Here is a 15,715-nt window from a genome sequence, read left to right as displayed (position 1 = left end):
ATTATCGCAGAATAAACGTGGTAAACAGTACATCGGAGAGGATCTGTTCAGATTCTCCCGGTACGAGAGTCGGTCTCAGCGTTTCTTTTACATCCGTCATTAGCTGGAGTTTTCCATTGTCTGTCGCGAGCTTATTAGCCTGTTGACGAGAAAGCAGTAATAACAAGCGGCTACGAACCTCAGGTAAATAATCATGTAGACGCTTACGAGTGTCTTCATTATGCAATCTTAATGTGATCCCTATGTAGAGCACTCTGTCTAAGTGTTCTTCGTCATCAATTAGATTTACCGTAAAGGGTTCTAATGACATAAAAACGGGTGCTGGTATAACTTTTTGCTGACTAGTGCCCGCTGAACCTGATTTAGCATGCTTCAATGCCCACCAACTATATCCACCGAATGCCGCTGCAATAATGGCGATCACCAATAAAACGATGATCAGAATTAAGCTATAGCTTTTACGTTCATTGCTGTAATTAGACATGGACAGTTAAATTCCTGTTTTGTAGTGGATACGTGTTCACTGTTGTGGACTTCCATATCCATCTAAATCAACCTTAATTATCCCGCTATTTCTGTTTTTTAATTGCAGAAACAGATAGGGAAAAAACCATTAACTCTTACGTTTATTGACATAGTGTGTCCTCCCAATACATTTGTATTAGGCGAAAATATCAACACCACCACGAGCAGATGCTAATTCTTGAGGCGTAAGGGTTATCTTTTGTAGTGCCGTTTCAGAGGCTAATTGCAGAGAATTACCCTCGCTTCCTTGATGATTATCGGCACCATCTCCACTAAATTGAGAGGAATCTGACATATTTTGTTGTTGCCAACTGTCATTAGTGTCGCTAGACACCTGACTCTGCGTGAGCTGGATCCCATTTTCAGAGAGAGCTTGACGCAATTGATGCATGGCATTTTCTAATACAGAACGAACTTGCCCGTTTTGTGACGCAAGGTGTAACTGCGCTTGCCCATCTTCTATTTTCATGCGGATATGCAATGAACCTAGCTCTTCAGGGTGTAAACGTAGCTCTGCCTTTTGTAAGCCATTACGGCTAAACATCACAATTTGTTGATTAAGTTGCTGTTGCCACTCTTGTGTTCCCACTTGTGCATTTAATACCTGTGTTGCCATTGGTGAAAATTGCATTTGTGGTTGTGCTGAAGAGTGAGCATGGCCTGTAATACTTTGTGAAGCCAAAGAAGAAGAGGTAGAAAGGGTGTTGTGAAGATCAGTTTCTACAACACGATTACCCGTCACCATTTGCTGAGCAACATTGTCCGCTAATTTTGTATTTGCAACTTGCTTATCGCCGTTTAGCAATGCATTCACTTTTTCTGCTGTAGGCGTTAAAAGTGTTGCGATGCTATCGGCTTTTTTGGCAGAAGGTTTTTCTGTTTGATTAGCAGCGGTAAGTGTACTTTCTGTTGCTAATGTCGCTGTCTCTGGACGTAGCTGGGTTAACAAGGACTTTTCATCTGATTTTGATAGATTAAGCTTGTCGGTAAGGTTGAAGTCCGACATATCGTTATCTTTTGAAATAGTACGTGCTAACGAGGCTAAACCTTCATCTCGTTTAACTGATCGAGGCTGTTGTAATGCTTGAGTCAGTTGTTCTGAGGGAAGGGTAAGGCGCTTTAATCCGGGTAGTCCTGCTAACTGAACAGGAAGTTCAGCGGCAAGCTCTTCTGCTGACATTAATAAAGAAGGGGTTTTGTTTTCAACAATAGCCGCAAATTGTTCATTATCCGGCAAAGTAAGAGTCAATTGAGATTTCTCAAGAGATGACTCTTCTATCACATTGGGTTCTGTGGTGACAGACGCAAGATGACTACCGTCTTCTTTTGTTTTGTCTTCATCAGAGTGTGAATGTGCTTTGTTTTCTTTCGTTGAAGGGTTTGTGATATTAGCTGTCTTTTTATCACTCTGTGCATTTTGAGGTTGAGAGCCCAAAAGCTGAGCAAATGTCGGGGCATTATCACCGGGCTGACTATTTGAAGCGGATGTCGTTCCCGGAGAGGCTGCGGCGACATCCATGGTCAGAAGCGTTATCTCCATCAAGTTGTTCTCCGTAAAGTACTACGCTGTGCGTACTCGTCCATTTGTTTCTGTTCAATACGATCAAGATGTCGCTTACGGCTATCTTCAGCGCGTTGCTCCAAAGTCTCAAATGCATTGAGTCGTTGCTGTTTTTCTCTCCATTGTTCAGTTGCAAGATCAAGTTGCGCCTGCCAATGTTGAAGTTGTTGTTTATGTTGTTCGATAGTCAATTCGAGCGTTTTGAGAAATTGTTGGTAGTTTTGCCACGATGCTGACGACATCCCCCCTAAATTTAACGTTTCATTTAGACGTACACGGTATTCATCCTGATACCCAATCAACATATTGAGTTGCTGTTCCATTTGTTGATGACTCTGCCGGACCTGAGCCAGTTGAATAGCGGCTTGTTCAGCCGCTGTCTGTGCCAGTTCTCTCAGTGTCACTAAAGGTGACTGCTCCCGCATTGGAACCCTCTTTACTTTCTCTGATTATGTTCAGAATTAGTTTACTGTGATCAGTTGATTAAGTTGCTCACATGCACTTTGATAACTGCATTGCTCTTGGATATCTTGTTGTAAGAACTTCGCGAGGGACGGATAAAGAGCAATCGCTTTATCAAGCATAGGATCACTGCCCGCAGCATAAGCACCTACGTTAATTAAATCGCGGTTACGTTGATAACTCGATAAAAGCTGTTTAAACACTTGCACACGACGATAATGTGTTTTATCAATCAGTGACGTCATTGCACGGCTAATAGATGCTTCGATATCGATAGCAGGGTAGTGCCCAGATTCTGCAAGAGAACGCGAAAGCACGATATGGCCATCTAAAATCGCACGCGCGGAGTCTGCAATTGGATCTTGCTGATCATCACCTTCCGTTAAAACAGTATAGAAAGCCGTGATAGAGCCACCACCATCAACACCATTTCCCGCACGTTCGACCAGCGCTGGCAATTTAGCGAAGACAGAAGGCGGATAGCCTTTGGTTGCAGGCGGTTCGCCTACGGCAAGGGCAATTTCACGTTGAGCCATACTGTAACGTGTAAGTGAATCCATAATCAGTAAGACGTGTTTTCCGCGATCACGAAAATCTTCAGCAATACGTGTTGCATAAGAAGCACCTTGCATACGAAGAAGTGGTGATACGTCAGCAGGTGCTGCTACAACCACAGAGCGCGCTAAGCCTTCAGTACCGAGAATATTTTCGATAAAGTCTTTAACTTCACGTCCACGTTCACCAATTAATCCAACAACAATCACATCTGCCTGAGTAAAACGCGCCATCATGCCTAATAGCACACTCTTACCCACACCAGAGCCTGCAAAAAGCCCCATACGCTGACCACGACCCACCGTTAACAGTGAGTTGATTGCACGCACGCCCACATCCAATACATCAGTAATAGGAGTACGTTGTAGCGGGTTGATAGGCGGTGTGATCAGGGGTGCGCGATAACCGGTATCTGGTGGTGGTAAACCATCTAAAGGATAACCAGAGCCATCTAAAACACGCCCTAACAGCGCATCACCAAGAGGCAATTGGCGACCTTCGTTTTCACCACCCGGAGTTGCCTGTGCATAAACACGGGCACCCGGTGTTAATCCCTCGACTTCCTGTAAAGGCATTAACAACATTTGGCTACCGTTGAACCCAACGACTTCACTTTCAACTTCTTCAACAGTTTTACCAATGGTACGTTCTATTAAACACGTAGAGCCAAGGGGCATAACAAGCCCCTTAGCTTCCATGACTAAACCTGTTGCTCTGGTTAAACGACCATATTGACGTACACGCGGAATTTTATTTAAACGCGCTTCTGCATCACTGAGTTTTTCTAACCAACGCCCTAATCTTGCTGTCATTACAACGCCTCCGGAGCAGCAAGACGACAAAGCTCATGCCAACGAGTTGCAATCGTGGCATCGAGATCGCCATCATTTGTCACAACACGGCATCCACCAACATGAATACTGTTATCGGCAACCACTTTCCAACCATGAGCAGAAAGTGAATCACCCAGCTCTTTTTCAATCTGTGGAATATGTTTTGGGTTAACTCTTAACTGTGGGTTGTTTGAGAACATTTGTTCTTGTTGCAACATTAAGGTTATTTGCGCCAGTAATGCAGAACCATCACAAACAGCAGGCTGACCTAAAACTTCTTTTGCTGCTGTGAGGGCGATTTGCATTAAACGTGAAGCAATAACACTGTCTAACCCATTTAAAGAGTGCCTAAACTCAGCCAATAATCCTTGCCATTCATTAATTAATGGTGATTGTTGAGCAATGCCTTGGCGAATACCTTCTTCAATACCTGATTGTAATCCAGCCTGATAGCCTTCCTGATAACCCTGGTTTTTCCCTGCCTCAAAGCCCTCAGCGTGGCCCAATTTCTGGGCCTTGTCTTTCATGTCATCAAGCATATTAATTTGCTCAAGAACTTTCTGTTGCTGAACGACTTCTTTTTCCTGTTTTTCGACTTCCTTTTCGTCTTCTGTCGTTTCCTCGACAGTTAATGCCCAATCAGTGAGTTCTTTTGGAACCCAAGGCTTCCAGTTAGTATCAGTATGTTTATCAGACATAGGTATCGTCTCCTCCATGAAGAACAACCTCTCCAGTCTCTGCTAATTTGCGTACCACAAGCAGAATTGCTTTCTGCTCTGCTTCCACTTGAGACATGCGAACAGGGCCGCGAGAACTCAAGTCATCACGCATGATCTCAGCAGCACGTTGCGACATATTGTTGAGGAAGTGATCGCGCAGCTCTTGATCGCATCCTTTCAATGCCACAACCAAGGAGTCGGATTCCACTTCCTGTAGAATGCGCTGGATAGAACGGTTGTCGATATCGATAAGATTTTCGAACAGGAACATTTCGTCGATAATTTTTTGTGCCAATTCGCCGTCGTAATCGCGAACCGCAGTGATGACATTCTCTTCTTGCTGGCTCTTCATCAAGTTGATGATTTCAGCAGCAGTACGAACACCACCCATTTTACTGCGTTTGAGGTTTTGACCATCAAGCAGGTTATTCAGTACTTCAGTTAACTCTGCTAATGCTGACGGCTGAACACCACCAAATGTTGCGATACGTAACATCACGTCATTACGTAATTTCTCATCAAACAGGGCAAGAATATCTGCCGCTTGACCCCGTTTGAGGTGAACCAAGATAGTTGCGATAATCTGCGGATGTTCGTCGCGGATAATATCGGCAGCCATTTGTGGTTCCATAAAGTTAAGTGTCTCGATACCCGTTGTTGTTTCACGAGTTTCAGAGATCTCATCTAATAGATTATTCGCACGTTCTTCACCCAAGGCTTTAACCAGAACAGAGCGTAAATAATCGTTCGCATTGACGTTCAATGCTGCGTATTGAACTGCGTCTTCTTCAAAGCTTGCCATAACATCAATCAATTGCTGATTTGAGATATGACGCATTGATGACATTGCAATACTCAGCTGTTGAACTTCGCGTGTACTTAGATGTTTAAATACTTCCGCCGCTCGGTCTTCACCGAGTGTTAGTAACATAACGGCGCTTTTTTCGGTTCCAGTTAAGTTATTACTCATTGCTCTTTACTCATCCATTGACGAATTACCATTGCGACGACACGAGGATCTTTCTCTGCCATTTCACGGATACGTTGGCTCTGCAATTCGGCACTCACACGTTTACGTGCTTGTTTACGTCTTGCTTCGTCATCTAATTCTGCTTCATCAACATCATCTTTAACTTGTAGCTTGGTTTTCAGTACAGCTTTCTGTGCCGCAACTTCAGCTTCACGGCGTTTCTCAAGCTGTGGTTTCACCAGTTTGCGCCATAAGATCCATGCGATGATGACAAGTAATAACCAGCGACCTAAATCTAATGCTTTCGCCAGAATTTCTGGATTTTCCCATACTGGAACAGTGATCACTTTCTCTTCAATATCGTTGAACTGCGAGTTTACGACACTTAAAGAGTCACCACGTTCTTGGGAATAGCCCATCGCTTCACGAACAAGCCCTTCAATTTGCTGAATTTGTTCATCAGTTAGCGGAACAAGTTTAGTTTCAACAATAGGCTCTTCGCCTTCAGCCGCTTCTTTCTTATCTTCAACTGTTTTGTAGTTCACAATAACAGCGACAGAAAGACGCTCAACATTACCGACTGGACGTTTGATATGGCGAATTCGGCGATCAACTTCATAGTTGGTTGTTTCATCTAAACGGCTATTGCTGTTTGGATTACGCGTTAATGTGCGATTCGTGCCCGTACCCGTTGCATTGGCGTCATCTGTTTTCTCACCTTCTTGCGCTTTTGGTGCTTCAATAGGCGCTTGAGGTGGAGCAACAGGCTGATTAGATAATGCACCAGGAACACCGCCAGCTAACATGCCACCATTTTGCTCACTTTGGCTCAACTGTTTTGAACGTACAGCGGCTTGGTTTGGCGGCTGGTTTGGTTTGTACTCTTCCGCTGTTTCTTCGGTATGAGAGAAATCAACTTGAGCCGTCACCTGTGCATGAACATTTCCACGACCTACAATTGGGCCTAATAACGTTTCAATGCGTTGCTGGTAACGATTTTCTAGCTCTTGAACATATTTCAGTTGGGTAGAGTTAAGGTCACGACCCATTGCATCAGGTTGTGTCAATAATTTACCGCTTTGATCAACGATGGTCACACTGCTGTCGGGCATGCCCGCAACACTGCTCGCAACGATATGCACGATGGCATTAATTTGACCTTCATCCAGCGCTCTACCCTGTAAAAGACCCACCGTAACGGATGCAGAAGGGGATTTCTGTTCACGAACAAAAAGAGATGGCTTTGGTAGTGCTAAATGAACACGAGCATTTTGTACAGGACCTAATGTCTCGATAGTGCGAGCAAGCTCACCTTCAAGTGCACGTTGATAGTTAATCTGTTCACTAAATTGGCTGATCCCGAACTTTTCTTTATCTAACAGTTCAAAACCGGCAGCGCCGCCTTTTGGAAGTCCCGCTTGCGCGAGTTTCAGGCGTAATTCATGAACCTGATTGTCAGGCACCATAATCGCCGTGCCATTTTGTGACAAGCGATAAGGTACATTCATCTGTGTTAACTGTGTGACAATTTCGCCACCGTCTTTATCGCTAAGATTACTATAAAGCACTTTATAATCAGGGCTTTGTAACCATAAAAATGCAGCAACAAAAATGGCAATAGCCGCCGAACCCGCAATAATGAGCGGAATTTTCGGATCGGCTTTTATCCGGTTAATAATGGCGTTAAAACCCTTATTCTGGTTCACAACGTCGGTTTTTTCGGCATTCATAGACAATCCTTGCCTTGTAGTTCGGGATGAATACTAAAAGCGTGGCGTAACAAAACAGACTCCCCTTACGCAAATAAATAAACCTACTCTCAGGTGTCTCATTATTGGCCTTTTGCGTTTCATTTAATGGCGTAATTAGCCCTTAACTTTTGCGTTAATTACTCGCTTTGGAATGAAGCCCCTGTGTTAGGGTATAACTCGGTAAGCGTGTTGGTTCACTTCCTTACTATGACATTGATTCAGTAATTGAATTAGATGATTAACGCAGAGGTTTATATGTCAATTCCAGCTATTGAAAGTGTTCTGGATAAAATGCAAATCCAGACTTTGCAAGCATCCAATATTGCGAAACCCCAGCCAGTACAAGCAGGATTTGCAACTCAGCTTGTTCAAGCCGTAGGTAAAATTAATGAAACTCGTGTGAATGCAACCAACAAAGTTCAAGCGTTTACCTTAGGTACACCGGGTGTTGAATTAAACGATGTGATGGTGGATATGCAAAAATCCAGTATCTCATTACAAATGGGCGTACAAGTACGTAATAAACTGGTAGCCGCTTATCAAGAAATAATGAGTATGCAGGTGTAGTACCTTATCATTTGATAAAGGTGACTTTTCTTTTATATAGCTATTCTTTTATGTAGCTATAAAGAAGCACCTAATCAAAACAGAATGGGGCATCTTGCTCAATATCATTAAATGGATGATATAAGCTTTCGAATGTGATTAAACATTCGAATACTTATACTATTGTCTGTTATTTATGGTGATGAGTGCCCCGATTTGTGCACAAAGGATAAACACATCATTTTATAGATGTGCGCTTTTGCACATCTAGATTAAAGTATATTAAAGCCACTCACTCTTTTATTATTTAATTTTTCAAGTTTTAGCTTCAATCAGTTTCTAATGATGCATTACATTGTTTTCTGATCTCTTTGATATTTCTTGATAAATCATCACTGTATATTTCAGGATAAAAGAAGTAACTCACGGAAATATCATAATTTCCTTCCTCATTTTTCTTGTATTGAATTTTCTGATCTTGGTTTATGATATCTCTAGAACTAAAATAAGAACGTTGAATATTATTTGCATCATAAGTAAGAAATCCACCATCTCTGGTAGTAACTACTTTTTTATATTGGCTATATTGAGAATCAAGACTTTTGATAATATTACTATCTTTAATTTTAAATTTATTTAAATCATTTGTTTCATAGGAGTAGACGACGCCATACAATCCCGTGAACTTTAATTCTTTGAATTTATTATAAAAATAAACCGTATAATTTCCTTCTTTTTTTCCATCAATAATTTCATCAAAGGCTATTGCCGTCATTGGACAGGTTGAGGGATATTTATCGATAGGTTTTATTGCGAAATCTGTTTTCTTCTGAAAATCATTAAAAGACATTCCCCATGTTAATCCCAATGGAGCGGGTTCGTTATAAATAGTGGTTTCTGCACAGGCGCCAAAACTAATTAACATCATACAGCCTATAATCATTTTCTTTTTCATAGCTATCTCATATTTATTACTATCTATGTGTAAAACCTAGATATAGGAAATCACATTGATTAATTATCTGTTATTACAGATTTTGACTACCCAATACATCTTAGATTCTTTATCTGCTTTATAAGCTTTCAACACACCAAGGGACAATTTTTTTAACTGGTCAATAGCTGACATCTTAAGTAAAGACACTTATAAATAAACCTAACGATAATAGCCTGAAGTTCAGGGGGCACTAAGCAGAATAATATAAAGTGGTGCTACTAGAATAAGACTTATCGCTTGTAGTGGCATTACTGCGATTGTTTTTAATGTATCTGATGGCTTTAAATGTTTGGAATAATAATTAACGTTGGCAAAAACGGGTTTAGGTAAGGAATATTTTTCTAATAATTCATCTTTATTGGATAAATTAACCATCTCTCCATTAGCATAAAATTTTCCAATAATAAAAAATCTATTTTCATAATTAGGTATCTGATTTTTAATCATTTCCTCATCATTATTAGACTGATAGTTGCTTCTATAAAAATGATAAGTACTAGCAAGATCATCGAGTTCATCTATAGTGAAATCTTTAGGATCTAAATAAATCATATAGCTACCGTTAACAACATTCCCCATTATTCCTAGGCTAGCACTAAAATAAATCACTTTTTCATTATATTTAGATGTGGCGAATTTTTTTAACGCAGTGATAGCCTCACCTTTAAAATGATAATTAGTAGAATCACTAACAATATATAAATTATCATTTTCGATAAGTGCTGATTTAACCTTAATGACATCTCCACTTTTGTTGCTATCAATTTGTGTATATGAAGAACAGGCATTAAGAAATAAGATCATCAATAATATTTTAAAAAATATTTTCATTGAAACCTCCATGTTAAATAAGTTTTTAAATCTTATTAGAGAGTTATAGTGAACAATACTTAAATATAATTAAAGTATAGCAAAGGATGGATAAAGTTAAATTTTGCAAAGAGAATTATTGTGAAGAAGCTCAAATTAAGGTGCGGAAAGACAATTGACAAAAATACGGATTAAATAACAAATCCATACTAGACCTTCCTCTTAGTGTAAGCCCTATCATCTTTTTAAACGTGATTTAAGGAGATGATTATGTGGGAACTTCTAAGAGATAATTGGTTTATTTTGATGTTATTACTTTGTCCGTTAATGCACCTCTTTATGCATAAACATCATCATGGCGAAAACAGTTCACATGATTGTTGTAAGAATAAAGAAGAAACAACGGCAACAGAAAAAAAGAAAACACATTTAGATGCTTAAGAATGCGACTTTATATTGCTTTTGAGCTAAATAACTAGATTTAGCTCAATTCTATTTCTTGAGATGTACATTACCCTTCTGATTTAGCTGTGCCTTGATGAAACCGTAGTTGCTAATCACTTTGAACATTTTTTATAAAGTTCTTCCATCGGGTTTTTTCGCTTTTTTCTATTTTATTTTTTCTTTATTTGACTAATCGTGAATATGTTATGTGTTATTTACTTTTATCTTTTTGATTATATTGTCGTTATTTTATTTTCTGAAATTTAGTATAGAGGTTGTTATTTAGTAATTATACTGTATATTTAAACAGTCTTTTGAGTGTGTTAAATAATGGAAATGTAAATAAGGATATTACTATGACAACTGTAACTACAAATAAAGCGCTTGTTTTAAGCGGTGAAAGTAAAAATGCCATTTTAACGTTAGATGAGCAAATCGTTAATTGTATTGGTGAAGATGCCCAAATTATTCATACCGGCAAAAAAGCTAAGATTTATAATTTAATTGATGAAGATATAGAGCGTCAGAAAGAGATCCAAAAATCACTTTTTATTACGACTGGAGACGATGCTTATGTAGAAACATCGAATGACTCACTAGTCTTCTCTGCGGGAAAAAATTCTAAGGTTTATGCAAAAGTATGTTTTGCAGAAGAAAGTGATGAGAATAATCCATGTAAAAATAAATCAACAGTCATTGCGTGTGGAGAGAATTCAGTGGTTTCTGGTTACACTAATGATTCTCTTGTCGTGACAACGGGTAATGATTCAGTAATTACTGAATTAGAAAGTTCTGGATCTGGTATTGCAACAGGAAACAACTCAATTATTGAAGCTGAAAGTATTTTTAAAAATGCAGCTATTTTTGGTAATGAATCAGAGATAAATGGCGAATTATATGGAACAGCTTTTGTAGGTGGCGAGGATTGTGTGGCTAATGTTGGGAATGGTGCTATTTTATTATCTGTTTATCCATTAAAGGAAGTTATGGCGGGTGAAGGTTCCGTTATTGTTGTGGGTTGGCATGATGGAACACGTAAGCGTTTTTCAACTTATTACCAAGGGATAGACTTTGAAGGTAATATTGAGTGGATCACGGAAGATCCGCTAACTGGAACTAAAACAATACATTACCGAACGAACACCTATATAACAACAGAGTTGGGTGAATTAGAACTAACCGGAACTTATGACTATGAACGTAATATTTCTTAGAAATTAAGTATCTGATTTATTCCTAGATCGTTAAATAACTTTTTAGGTAAAAAGCTCAATAATGTTATTGGGCTTTTTCTAATGAGCCGTATTTAATCGTATTTTAAACCGCAAAAAATAAAATCAGCTCACATACAAATATGAATAGGTATGATAGTACTAAGGTTTTTATAACTTGATGAAAAAATAATGGGATTACTGGTTAAAGCACTGATAGGTGCGTTTGTCGTGGTATTAATCGCCGTTTTATCGAAATCTCGCCATTACTACATTGCGGGATTGGTTCCGTTATTTCCCACTTTCGCACTTATTGCACACTATATTGTGGGCTCTGAACGCTCTATTGAAGCGTTACGCACCACCATTATTTTTAGCCTGTGGGCTGTTATTCCTTATATGGTTTATCTAATTTCACTCTATGTGATGATCAACTATGTAAAATTATTTACGGCACTGGCTACGGCAGTGATTTGCTGGGTTATTGCTGCTTGGTTACTTATTCAATTATGGAACAAATTTCATGGATAGGGCCTTTGCTCTTTCCTATTTATTACTAGGTTGAAAAATAAAAATAGAGAGAATATGAGAAAATCACTACAACAAAAAATAATTCAAATATGTAATGACAAGATTTCAGCTAAAGGAGAGGGCGTGGGATTATCTTTTTATGCTTTTTTCGCAAATAAAAATGACAACCCTGAATTATTAATGGAAGCTGCAACATGGTGGATTATGACACATAAATTGGATCACTTTGAAAAAGCAGTAAAAATAAAGAAAATGATCCAATCAGAAATGGATTGTGATGCTTAAAATTTCCTCTATTGCATTAATCTTTTTATAAAACGATTTTATTAAACTAAAAATTATTGATTATTATCACATTAAAGCAGGTCATAAACGGCTATGGTAATTACATGATTAATAACGTAAACGGTGATGATATGGAATATTGGTTTATTGCGTATAAAGTGCGTTCCAGAAATGGTGATACCTACGCCGGACATAAAATTGTAGAAACAGAAAGTGGGATCACACCCCATATTGCGTTAGAAAAAGCATGTCAGGAAGTTGCTGAAGGAGCACAAGCTGATATTCCTGCGGTGAGAGTAGTTGCTTTTAATCGTTTATAAGACATTCTACCTAATAGAAAATCCTGCATTTATTAATGTGGGATTTTTTTTATTTTGAATTCAAAAATTGGTTATTTAATACACTATATTTATAAGCTAATTTACTAATAGAAATAATAAAAAAATAAAGAATTTATTTTTATTATTTAATTACATTGATCTGATAGAGTTTTTTCATTTCTTTTACTTAAATAAAATTCAATTATGTGATCTCAGCTCTACTAATTTACTTTTAATAATTGAATAAAAAAAGGCTTATGGTTAATGTGCTGGTGGGCTAAGGAATAGCTCAATACAAGGAAATAAAAATCATCATTTTGATTTTTTAGTTATTAATAAAAGGAAATTTAAACTATGACAGTATTAACCGTTTATTTATGTGGTACCGGCTCTAACTCATTTGATAATAATAATCCTACCTTTTGGCAAGGCGAATTAGTTTCCACTTTAGCGCAAAACAACCAAGGACGAGAGTTTGCACAGTGGTTTATTGTTGATGGCCCGGGTAGTGGCAATCTACAAGAAGATGATTTATGGGTTGAAAGCCCTAATTACTCTGATATCAAAGGTTCGCTATTTGGTAGTGGTTGGGAAGAAAATGTTAATCACGCACTTTGCTTAATGAAAGGTAACTTTGATTGGCAACGTGAAAAATTGACAGAAGAGCAGTATAACCAACTGAAAAAAGCAGGCATCCCTATTGAAGATGTCAAAGTAACAGGCTCTTTTTTATGGCGTAAATATGACTATGGCGATCGTCAAGTCACTCAACAACAACTTCAGCAACAAATTATTCGTATCTTCCGTAAAGATGGCATTATTCCAACGCAAGTTAACTTAGTGGGTTGGAGTCGTGGTGGTATTACTTGCCATATGCTAGCGAATGCAATGTTGGCAGACTCTCAATTAAAAGATATTCCAGTGAATATTTTTGCGATTGATCCTGTTCCGGGTCCACTGAATTTCCAACCTGAAAAAGTGACGCTTGGTAAAAACGTCAAAGAATATGTCGGATTTTATGCAAAAGATGAGCGCTCTAAAGGATTTACTTGTGTCATCCCAACGGTTGCCGCCGATACCAAAATGCATATTTTCCCTATTTCAGGCCGTCATGCCACATTAGTCGGTAATGCGTCTATTGATGGTAGTGAAGGTGAAAATGCATTATATGCACCAGGTTTAGTGGTTCGTCATTTTGCAGAAGTTTGTTTAACTCGTTGGGGTTGTGATTTAGCCAATAAATTAGCTTTAACGGATGCACAAATTACGGGCTATCACACCGATATTGCTAATGATGTCGATAAATATACAGCAATGCGTCGTAAAACTTATTCTATCCATGAAAGTACGGGTAAAGACGAGCGTAAAGTATCATTAGGCAAAGAGGGCAAAGCATTCTCTGAGATCGTTGGCGTACAATATAATCCATCAGTAGGCTTAACAGCGGATTATTTATCAAATCAGCAACTCTATGATGTGATTAAATAAATTATTATTTATCAGATTATTATGAGCTAATAGGTCGCCCACAGTGAAGTGGGCGATTTTTATTTTAATCATTATCACACTATTTATCACAGTTTCTTACTAGGAAAATGATTGTTGATTTAATATACTTCCTTTCGAGAGCTAACAGAATTTTATTAGACATAGACAGACTGTAGGAGGTTTCTATGCCTGAGTTTACTGTTAGAGTTGAGTTATCCGATCCTGAAAATGCAGATTATGTGTTATTAACACAAAAGATGGTAAAAGAAGGATTTAAAAAAGAGATTGATGGTTTGAAAGGTAAATATGTTCTGCCTCTTGCAGAGTTTAATTACCATACAGAAACGAAAGATCACAAAGAAGTTATCGAGTTGGCTTTTTCAATTGCAGAAAAAATAACCTTAAATCCAGCCATTTTAGTGACTGAAGTAAAAAATAGAGCGTGGAAAGGGTTAGAACGACTTTAAGATTATCTTTATAGAAGTCTATAAGAGAAGTTATCAAGGCTCGTGGGGAGTCTGAACGTATTTAGGTTTACGGCTTTATTGCCGATTTTTCTGCATTAAGTCTCTACCCTTCTGCGTTTTTACTATAAAAACGTACTATCAACATCACTATTTCACTCTTTATATTAAACCAAGCGATGAAACAAAGTTCTTGTCGATGATATTGCATTATCATTGATTGTTTTTTATTACTTTAAACTGCGGGATAAAGCGCATGAATTGGATTTTAAAATCATTCTCACAACTCACGACAGATGAGCTTTACGCCATTTTGGCATTAAGAAATCAGGTTTTTATTTGTGAACAGCAATGTGCTTATCAAGATCTGGATGGGATAGATCAAAATACATTGCACTTGTTTGCCAAAGAAGAAAATAACCAGAAACTTATTGCTTATGCACGTCTGTTGCCTCAAGGCATCGCATTTAAAGAAGCCTCAATAGGGCGGGTGATTGTTGCTCAAAATCAGCGGGGAAGTGGTATTGCGCATCAGTTAATAAAAGAGGCGATTGCAACTACGTGCCGTCAATTTAATACCCATACAATAAAAATAATGGCACAGGCATATTTAGTTTCATTTTATCAATCACATGGTTTTGTTATCGATTCAGAAACGTATCTTGAAGACAACATTCCACATATTGATATGGTTTTAGTGCAATCTGTACAATCTATGTAACCAAAAAAACAAGAAAACAAAAAAGCAAAAAAATAAAAATATAAAAGGGTAACCGTTGATTTTTACGTTACCGATAACAAGTTAAGCTGAATAATAAGAGTGACTTTTTCTAAGTAAAGACGCCATTAGCTAATAAAACCGCTTTTGGCGCAGAGGAGAGTTATTTAAGATTGAGATCAGGATAATAACTATGTTCTGTAAACTGACCATAGCTATTTTGTACCCTCTGCTCTTGTTCAGTCTGTCTTATTAATATACCAAGCTCATCTAGACGAGCCCGTAATAAATTTCGCGTCTCATTTTCGTTTTCTAAGATTTTCTTTAGCATATCCGTGAGGCGTTGTTGTAGTCTCAGCTCACCGTCAGCAGGTTTTATCATCTTAGTGATACTTTCTACGCTTTTTAAATAATCCATTTCCATTTCTATCAGCTTGTCCCATTGCTGATCTTTGGCAAGCGTTAACATTTGCTCACTTGATTTTAAAACCTGCTCGTAAGCCGCCATAATATCCATATTGTTGT

Annotated in this window: 19 protein-coding genes; 9 read left to right on the top strand and 10 right to left on the bottom strand. The window is 38.3% G+C overall.

Features of this window, described 5'->3' with window-relative positions; translation table 11 throughout:
• Window position 1: 1 nt before the first annotated feature.
• The 7 genes from fliL to fliF all read right to left on the bottom strand — a co-directional run bounded on the left by fliL (window position 2) and on the right by fliF (window position 7,355).
• A complete protein-coding gene (fliL, locus tag D7029_RS11680) occupies window positions 2–484 on the bottom strand; it encodes a flagellar basal body-associated protein FliL (protein ID WP_006533151.1) in 483 nt (160 codons plus the stop codon).
• A gap of 177 nt (window positions 485–661) precedes the next feature.
• Window positions 662–2,065 carry a flagellar hook-length control protein FliK gene (locus D7029_RS11675; protein WP_194950768.1) on the bottom strand — a complete coding sequence of 468 codons (1,404 nt, stop codon included), beginning with the start codon at window positions 2,063–2,065 and terminating at the stop codon, window positions 662–664.
• Window positions 2,065–2,511: a flagellar export protein FliJ gene (fliJ, locus tag D7029_RS11670; protein WP_006533149.1), complete on the bottom strand. Its 447-nt coding sequence runs from the start codon at window positions 2,509–2,511 to the stop codon at window positions 2,065–2,067. Before fliJ ends, D7029_RS11675 begins: the two co-directional genes overlap by 1 nt.
• 36 nt (window positions 2,512–2,547) lie before the next feature.
• On the bottom strand, window positions 2,548–3,915 hold the full coding sequence (gene fliI, locus D7029_RS11665) for a flagellar protein export ATPase FliI (protein WP_088495230.1): 1,368 nt from the start codon (window positions 3,913–3,915) through the stop codon (window positions 2,548–2,550).
• Window positions 3,915–4,634 carry a flagellar assembly protein FliH gene (gene fliH, locus D7029_RS11660; protein WP_023581834.1) on the bottom strand — a complete coding sequence of 240 codons (720 nt, stop codon included), beginning with the start codon at window positions 4,632–4,634 and terminating at the stop codon, window positions 3,915–3,917. The genes fliI and fliH overlap by 1 nt, the downstream gene beginning before the upstream one ends.
• A complete protein-coding gene (gene fliG, locus D7029_RS11655) occupies window positions 4,627–5,625 on the bottom strand; it encodes a flagellar motor switch protein FliG (RefSeq protein WP_023581835.1) in 999 nt (332 codons plus the stop codon). Before fliG ends, fliH begins: the two co-directional genes overlap by 8 nt.
• A complete protein-coding gene (gene fliF, locus D7029_RS11650) occupies window positions 5,622–7,355 on the bottom strand; it encodes a flagellar basal-body MS-ring/collar protein FliF (RefSeq protein WP_194950767.1) in 1,734 nt (577 codons plus the stop codon). Before fliF ends, fliG begins: the two co-directional genes overlap by 4 nt.
• Before the next feature lie 276 nt (window positions 7,356–7,631).
• Between fliF and fliE the strand changes: the two genes are divergently transcribed.
• A complete protein-coding gene (gene fliE / locus D7029_RS11645) occupies window positions 7,632–7,943 on the top strand; it encodes a flagellar hook-basal body complex protein FliE (protein WP_004248328.1) in 312 nt (103 codons plus the stop codon).
• 307 nt (window positions 7,944–8,250) lie between these two features.
• Here the strand turns inward: fliE and D7029_RS11640 are convergent, their stop codons facing one another.
• Complete coding sequence (locus D7029_RS11640; protein ID WP_194950766.1) at window positions 8,251–8,877, bottom strand: hypothetical protein; 627 nt, start codon at window positions 8,875–8,877, stop codon at window positions 8,251–8,253.
• A gap of 222 nt (window positions 8,878–9,099) precedes the next feature.
• Complete coding sequence (locus D7029_RS11635; protein ID WP_194950765.1) at window positions 9,100–9,750, bottom strand: hypothetical protein; 651 nt, start codon at window positions 9,748–9,750, stop codon at window positions 9,100–9,102.
• A gap of 249 nt (window positions 9,751–9,999) precedes the next feature.
• Between D7029_RS11635 and D7029_RS11630 the strand changes: the two genes are divergently transcribed.
• The 8 genes from D7029_RS11630 to D7029_RS11595 all read left to right on the top strand — a co-directional run bounded on the left by D7029_RS11630 (window position 10,000) and on the right by D7029_RS11595 (window position 15,193).
• Complete coding sequence (locus tag D7029_RS11630; RefSeq protein WP_201161568.1) at window positions 10,000–10,170, top strand: DUF2933 domain-containing protein; 171 nt, start codon at window positions 10,000–10,002, stop codon at window positions 10,168–10,170.
• A 359-nt stretch (window positions 10,171–10,529) separates the two neighbouring features.
• Complete coding sequence (locus D7029_RS11625) at window positions 10,530–11,387, top strand: hypothetical protein (RefSeq protein WP_194950764.1); 858 nt, start codon at window positions 10,530–10,532, stop codon at window positions 11,385–11,387.
• A gap of 189 nt (window positions 11,388–11,576) precedes the next feature.
• The gene (locus D7029_RS11620) at window positions 11,577–11,915 is read left to right on the top strand and encodes a GlpM family protein (RefSeq protein WP_072068506.1); all 339 of its coding nucleotides are present in this window, start codon (window positions 11,577–11,579) and stop codon (window positions 11,913–11,915) included.
• Window positions 11,916–11,969: 54 nt separating this feature from the next.
• Window positions 11,970–12,200: a DUF6500 family protein gene (locus D7029_RS11615; protein ID WP_109401696.1), complete on the top strand. Its 231-nt coding sequence runs from the start codon at window positions 11,970–11,972 to the stop codon at window positions 12,198–12,200.
• Window positions 12,201–12,304: 104 nt separating this feature from the next.
• On the top strand, window positions 12,305–12,520 hold the full coding sequence (locus D7029_RS11610; RefSeq protein WP_023581839.1) for a hypothetical protein: 216 nt from the start codon (window positions 12,305–12,307) through the stop codon (window positions 12,518–12,520).
• Window positions 12,521–12,874: 354 nt separating this feature from the next.
• On the top strand, window positions 12,875–14,008 hold the full coding sequence (locus D7029_RS11605; RefSeq protein ID WP_194950763.1) for a hypothetical protein: 1,134 nt from the start codon (window positions 12,875–12,877) through the stop codon (window positions 14,006–14,008).
• A gap of 185 nt (window positions 14,009–14,193) precedes the next feature.
• Window positions 14,194–14,475, top strand: coding sequence for a hypothetical protein (locus tag D7029_RS11600; protein WP_075673016.1), 282 nt, complete (start codon window positions 14,194–14,196; stop codon window positions 14,473–14,475).
• A gap of 253 nt (window positions 14,476–14,728) precedes the next feature.
• Window positions 14,729–15,193 carry a GNAT family N-acetyltransferase gene (locus D7029_RS11595; RefSeq protein ID WP_194950762.1) on the top strand — a complete coding sequence of 155 codons (465 nt, stop codon included), beginning with the start codon at window positions 14,729–14,731 and terminating at the stop codon, window positions 15,191–15,193.
• 160 nt (window positions 15,194–15,353) lie between these two features.
• Here D7029_RS11595 and fliT read toward each other — a convergent pair whose 3' ends face one another.
• The gene (fliT, locus tag D7029_RS11590) at window positions 15,354–15,707 is read right to left on the bottom strand and encodes a flagellar protein FliT (RefSeq protein WP_088495238.1); all 354 of its coding nucleotides are present in this window, start codon (window positions 15,705–15,707) and stop codon (window positions 15,354–15,356) included.
• Between the last annotated feature and the right edge of the window lie 8 nt (window positions 15,708–15,715).

The sequence above is a fragment of the Proteus vulgaris genome, from assembly GCF_016647575.1.
Taxonomy (GTDB): domain Bacteria; phylum Pseudomonadota; class Gammaproteobacteria; order Enterobacterales; family Enterobacteriaceae; genus Proteus; species Proteus mirabilis_B.
This window is presented reverse-complemented; position numbering and strand designations above follow the sequence as displayed.

Excerpts from the sequence above, each read along its gene's own strand:
- fliG (WP_023581835.1), bottom strand. The coding sequence starts at position 5,625 with ATGAGTAATAACTTAACTGGAACCGAAAAAAGCGCCGTTATGTTACTA.
- D7029_RS11675 (WP_194950768.1), bottom strand. The coding sequence starts at position 2,065 with ATGGAGATAACGCTTCTGACCATGGATGTCGCCGCAGCCTCTCCGGGA.
- D7029_RS11600 (WP_075673016.1), top strand. The coding sequence starts at position 14,194 with ATGCCTGAGTTTACTGTTAGAGTTGAGTTATCCGATCCTGAAAATGCA.
- fliJ (WP_006533149.1), bottom strand. The coding sequence starts at position 2,511 with ATGCGGGAGCAGTCACCTTTAGTGACACTGAGAGAACTGGCACAGACA.
- fliF (WP_194950767.1), bottom strand. The coding sequence starts at position 7,355 with ATGAATGCCGAAAAAACCGACGTTGTGAACCAGAATAAGGGTTTTAAC.
- fliH (WP_023581834.1), bottom strand. The coding sequence starts at position 4,634 with ATGTCTGATAAACATACTGATACTAACTGGAAGCCTTGGGTTCCAAAA.
- D7029_RS11615 (WP_109401696.1), top strand. The coding sequence starts at position 11,970 with ATGAGAAAATCACTACAACAAAAAATAATTCAAATATGTAATGACAAG.
- D7029_RS11640 (WP_194950766.1), bottom strand. The coding sequence starts at position 8,877 with ATGAAAAAGAAAATGATTATAGGCTGTATGATGTTAATTAGTTTTGGC.
- D7029_RS11635 (WP_194950765.1), bottom strand. The coding sequence starts at position 9,750 with ATGAAAATATTTTTTAAAATATTATTGATGATCTTATTTCTTAATGCC.
- D7029_RS11595 (WP_194950762.1), top strand. The coding sequence starts at position 14,729 with ATGAATTGGATTTTAAAATCATTCTCACAACTCACGACAGATGAGCTT.
- D7029_RS11630 (WP_201161568.1), top strand. The coding sequence starts at position 10,000 with ATGTGGGAACTTCTAAGAGATAATTGGTTTATTTTGATGTTATTACTT.
- fliI (WP_088495230.1), bottom strand. The coding sequence starts at position 3,915 with ATGACAGCAAGATTAGGGCGTTGGTTAGAAAAACTCAGTGATGCAGAA.
- fliT (WP_088495238.1), bottom strand. The coding sequence starts at position 15,707 with ATGGATATTATGGCGGCTTACGAGCAGGTTTTAAAATCAAGTGAGCAA.
- D7029_RS11605 (WP_194950763.1), top strand. The coding sequence starts at position 12,875 with ATGACAGTATTAACCGTTTATTTATGTGGTACCGGCTCTAACTCATTT.
- D7029_RS11620 (WP_072068506.1), top strand. The coding sequence starts at position 11,577 with ATGGGATTACTGGTTAAAGCACTGATAGGTGCGTTTGTCGTGGTATTA.
- fliL (WP_006533151.1), bottom strand. The coding sequence starts at position 484 with ATGTCTAATTACAGCAATGAACGTAAAAGCTATAGCTTAATTCTGATC.
- fliE (WP_004248328.1), top strand. The coding sequence starts at position 7,632 with ATGTCAATTCCAGCTATTGAAAGTGTTCTGGATAAAATGCAAATCCAG.
- D7029_RS11610 (WP_023581839.1), top strand. The coding sequence starts at position 12,305 with ATGATTAATAACGTAAACGGTGATGATATGGAATATTGGTTTATTGCG.
- D7029_RS11625 (WP_194950764.1), top strand. The coding sequence starts at position 10,530 with ATGACAACTGTAACTACAAATAAAGCGCTTGTTTTAAGCGGTGAAAGT.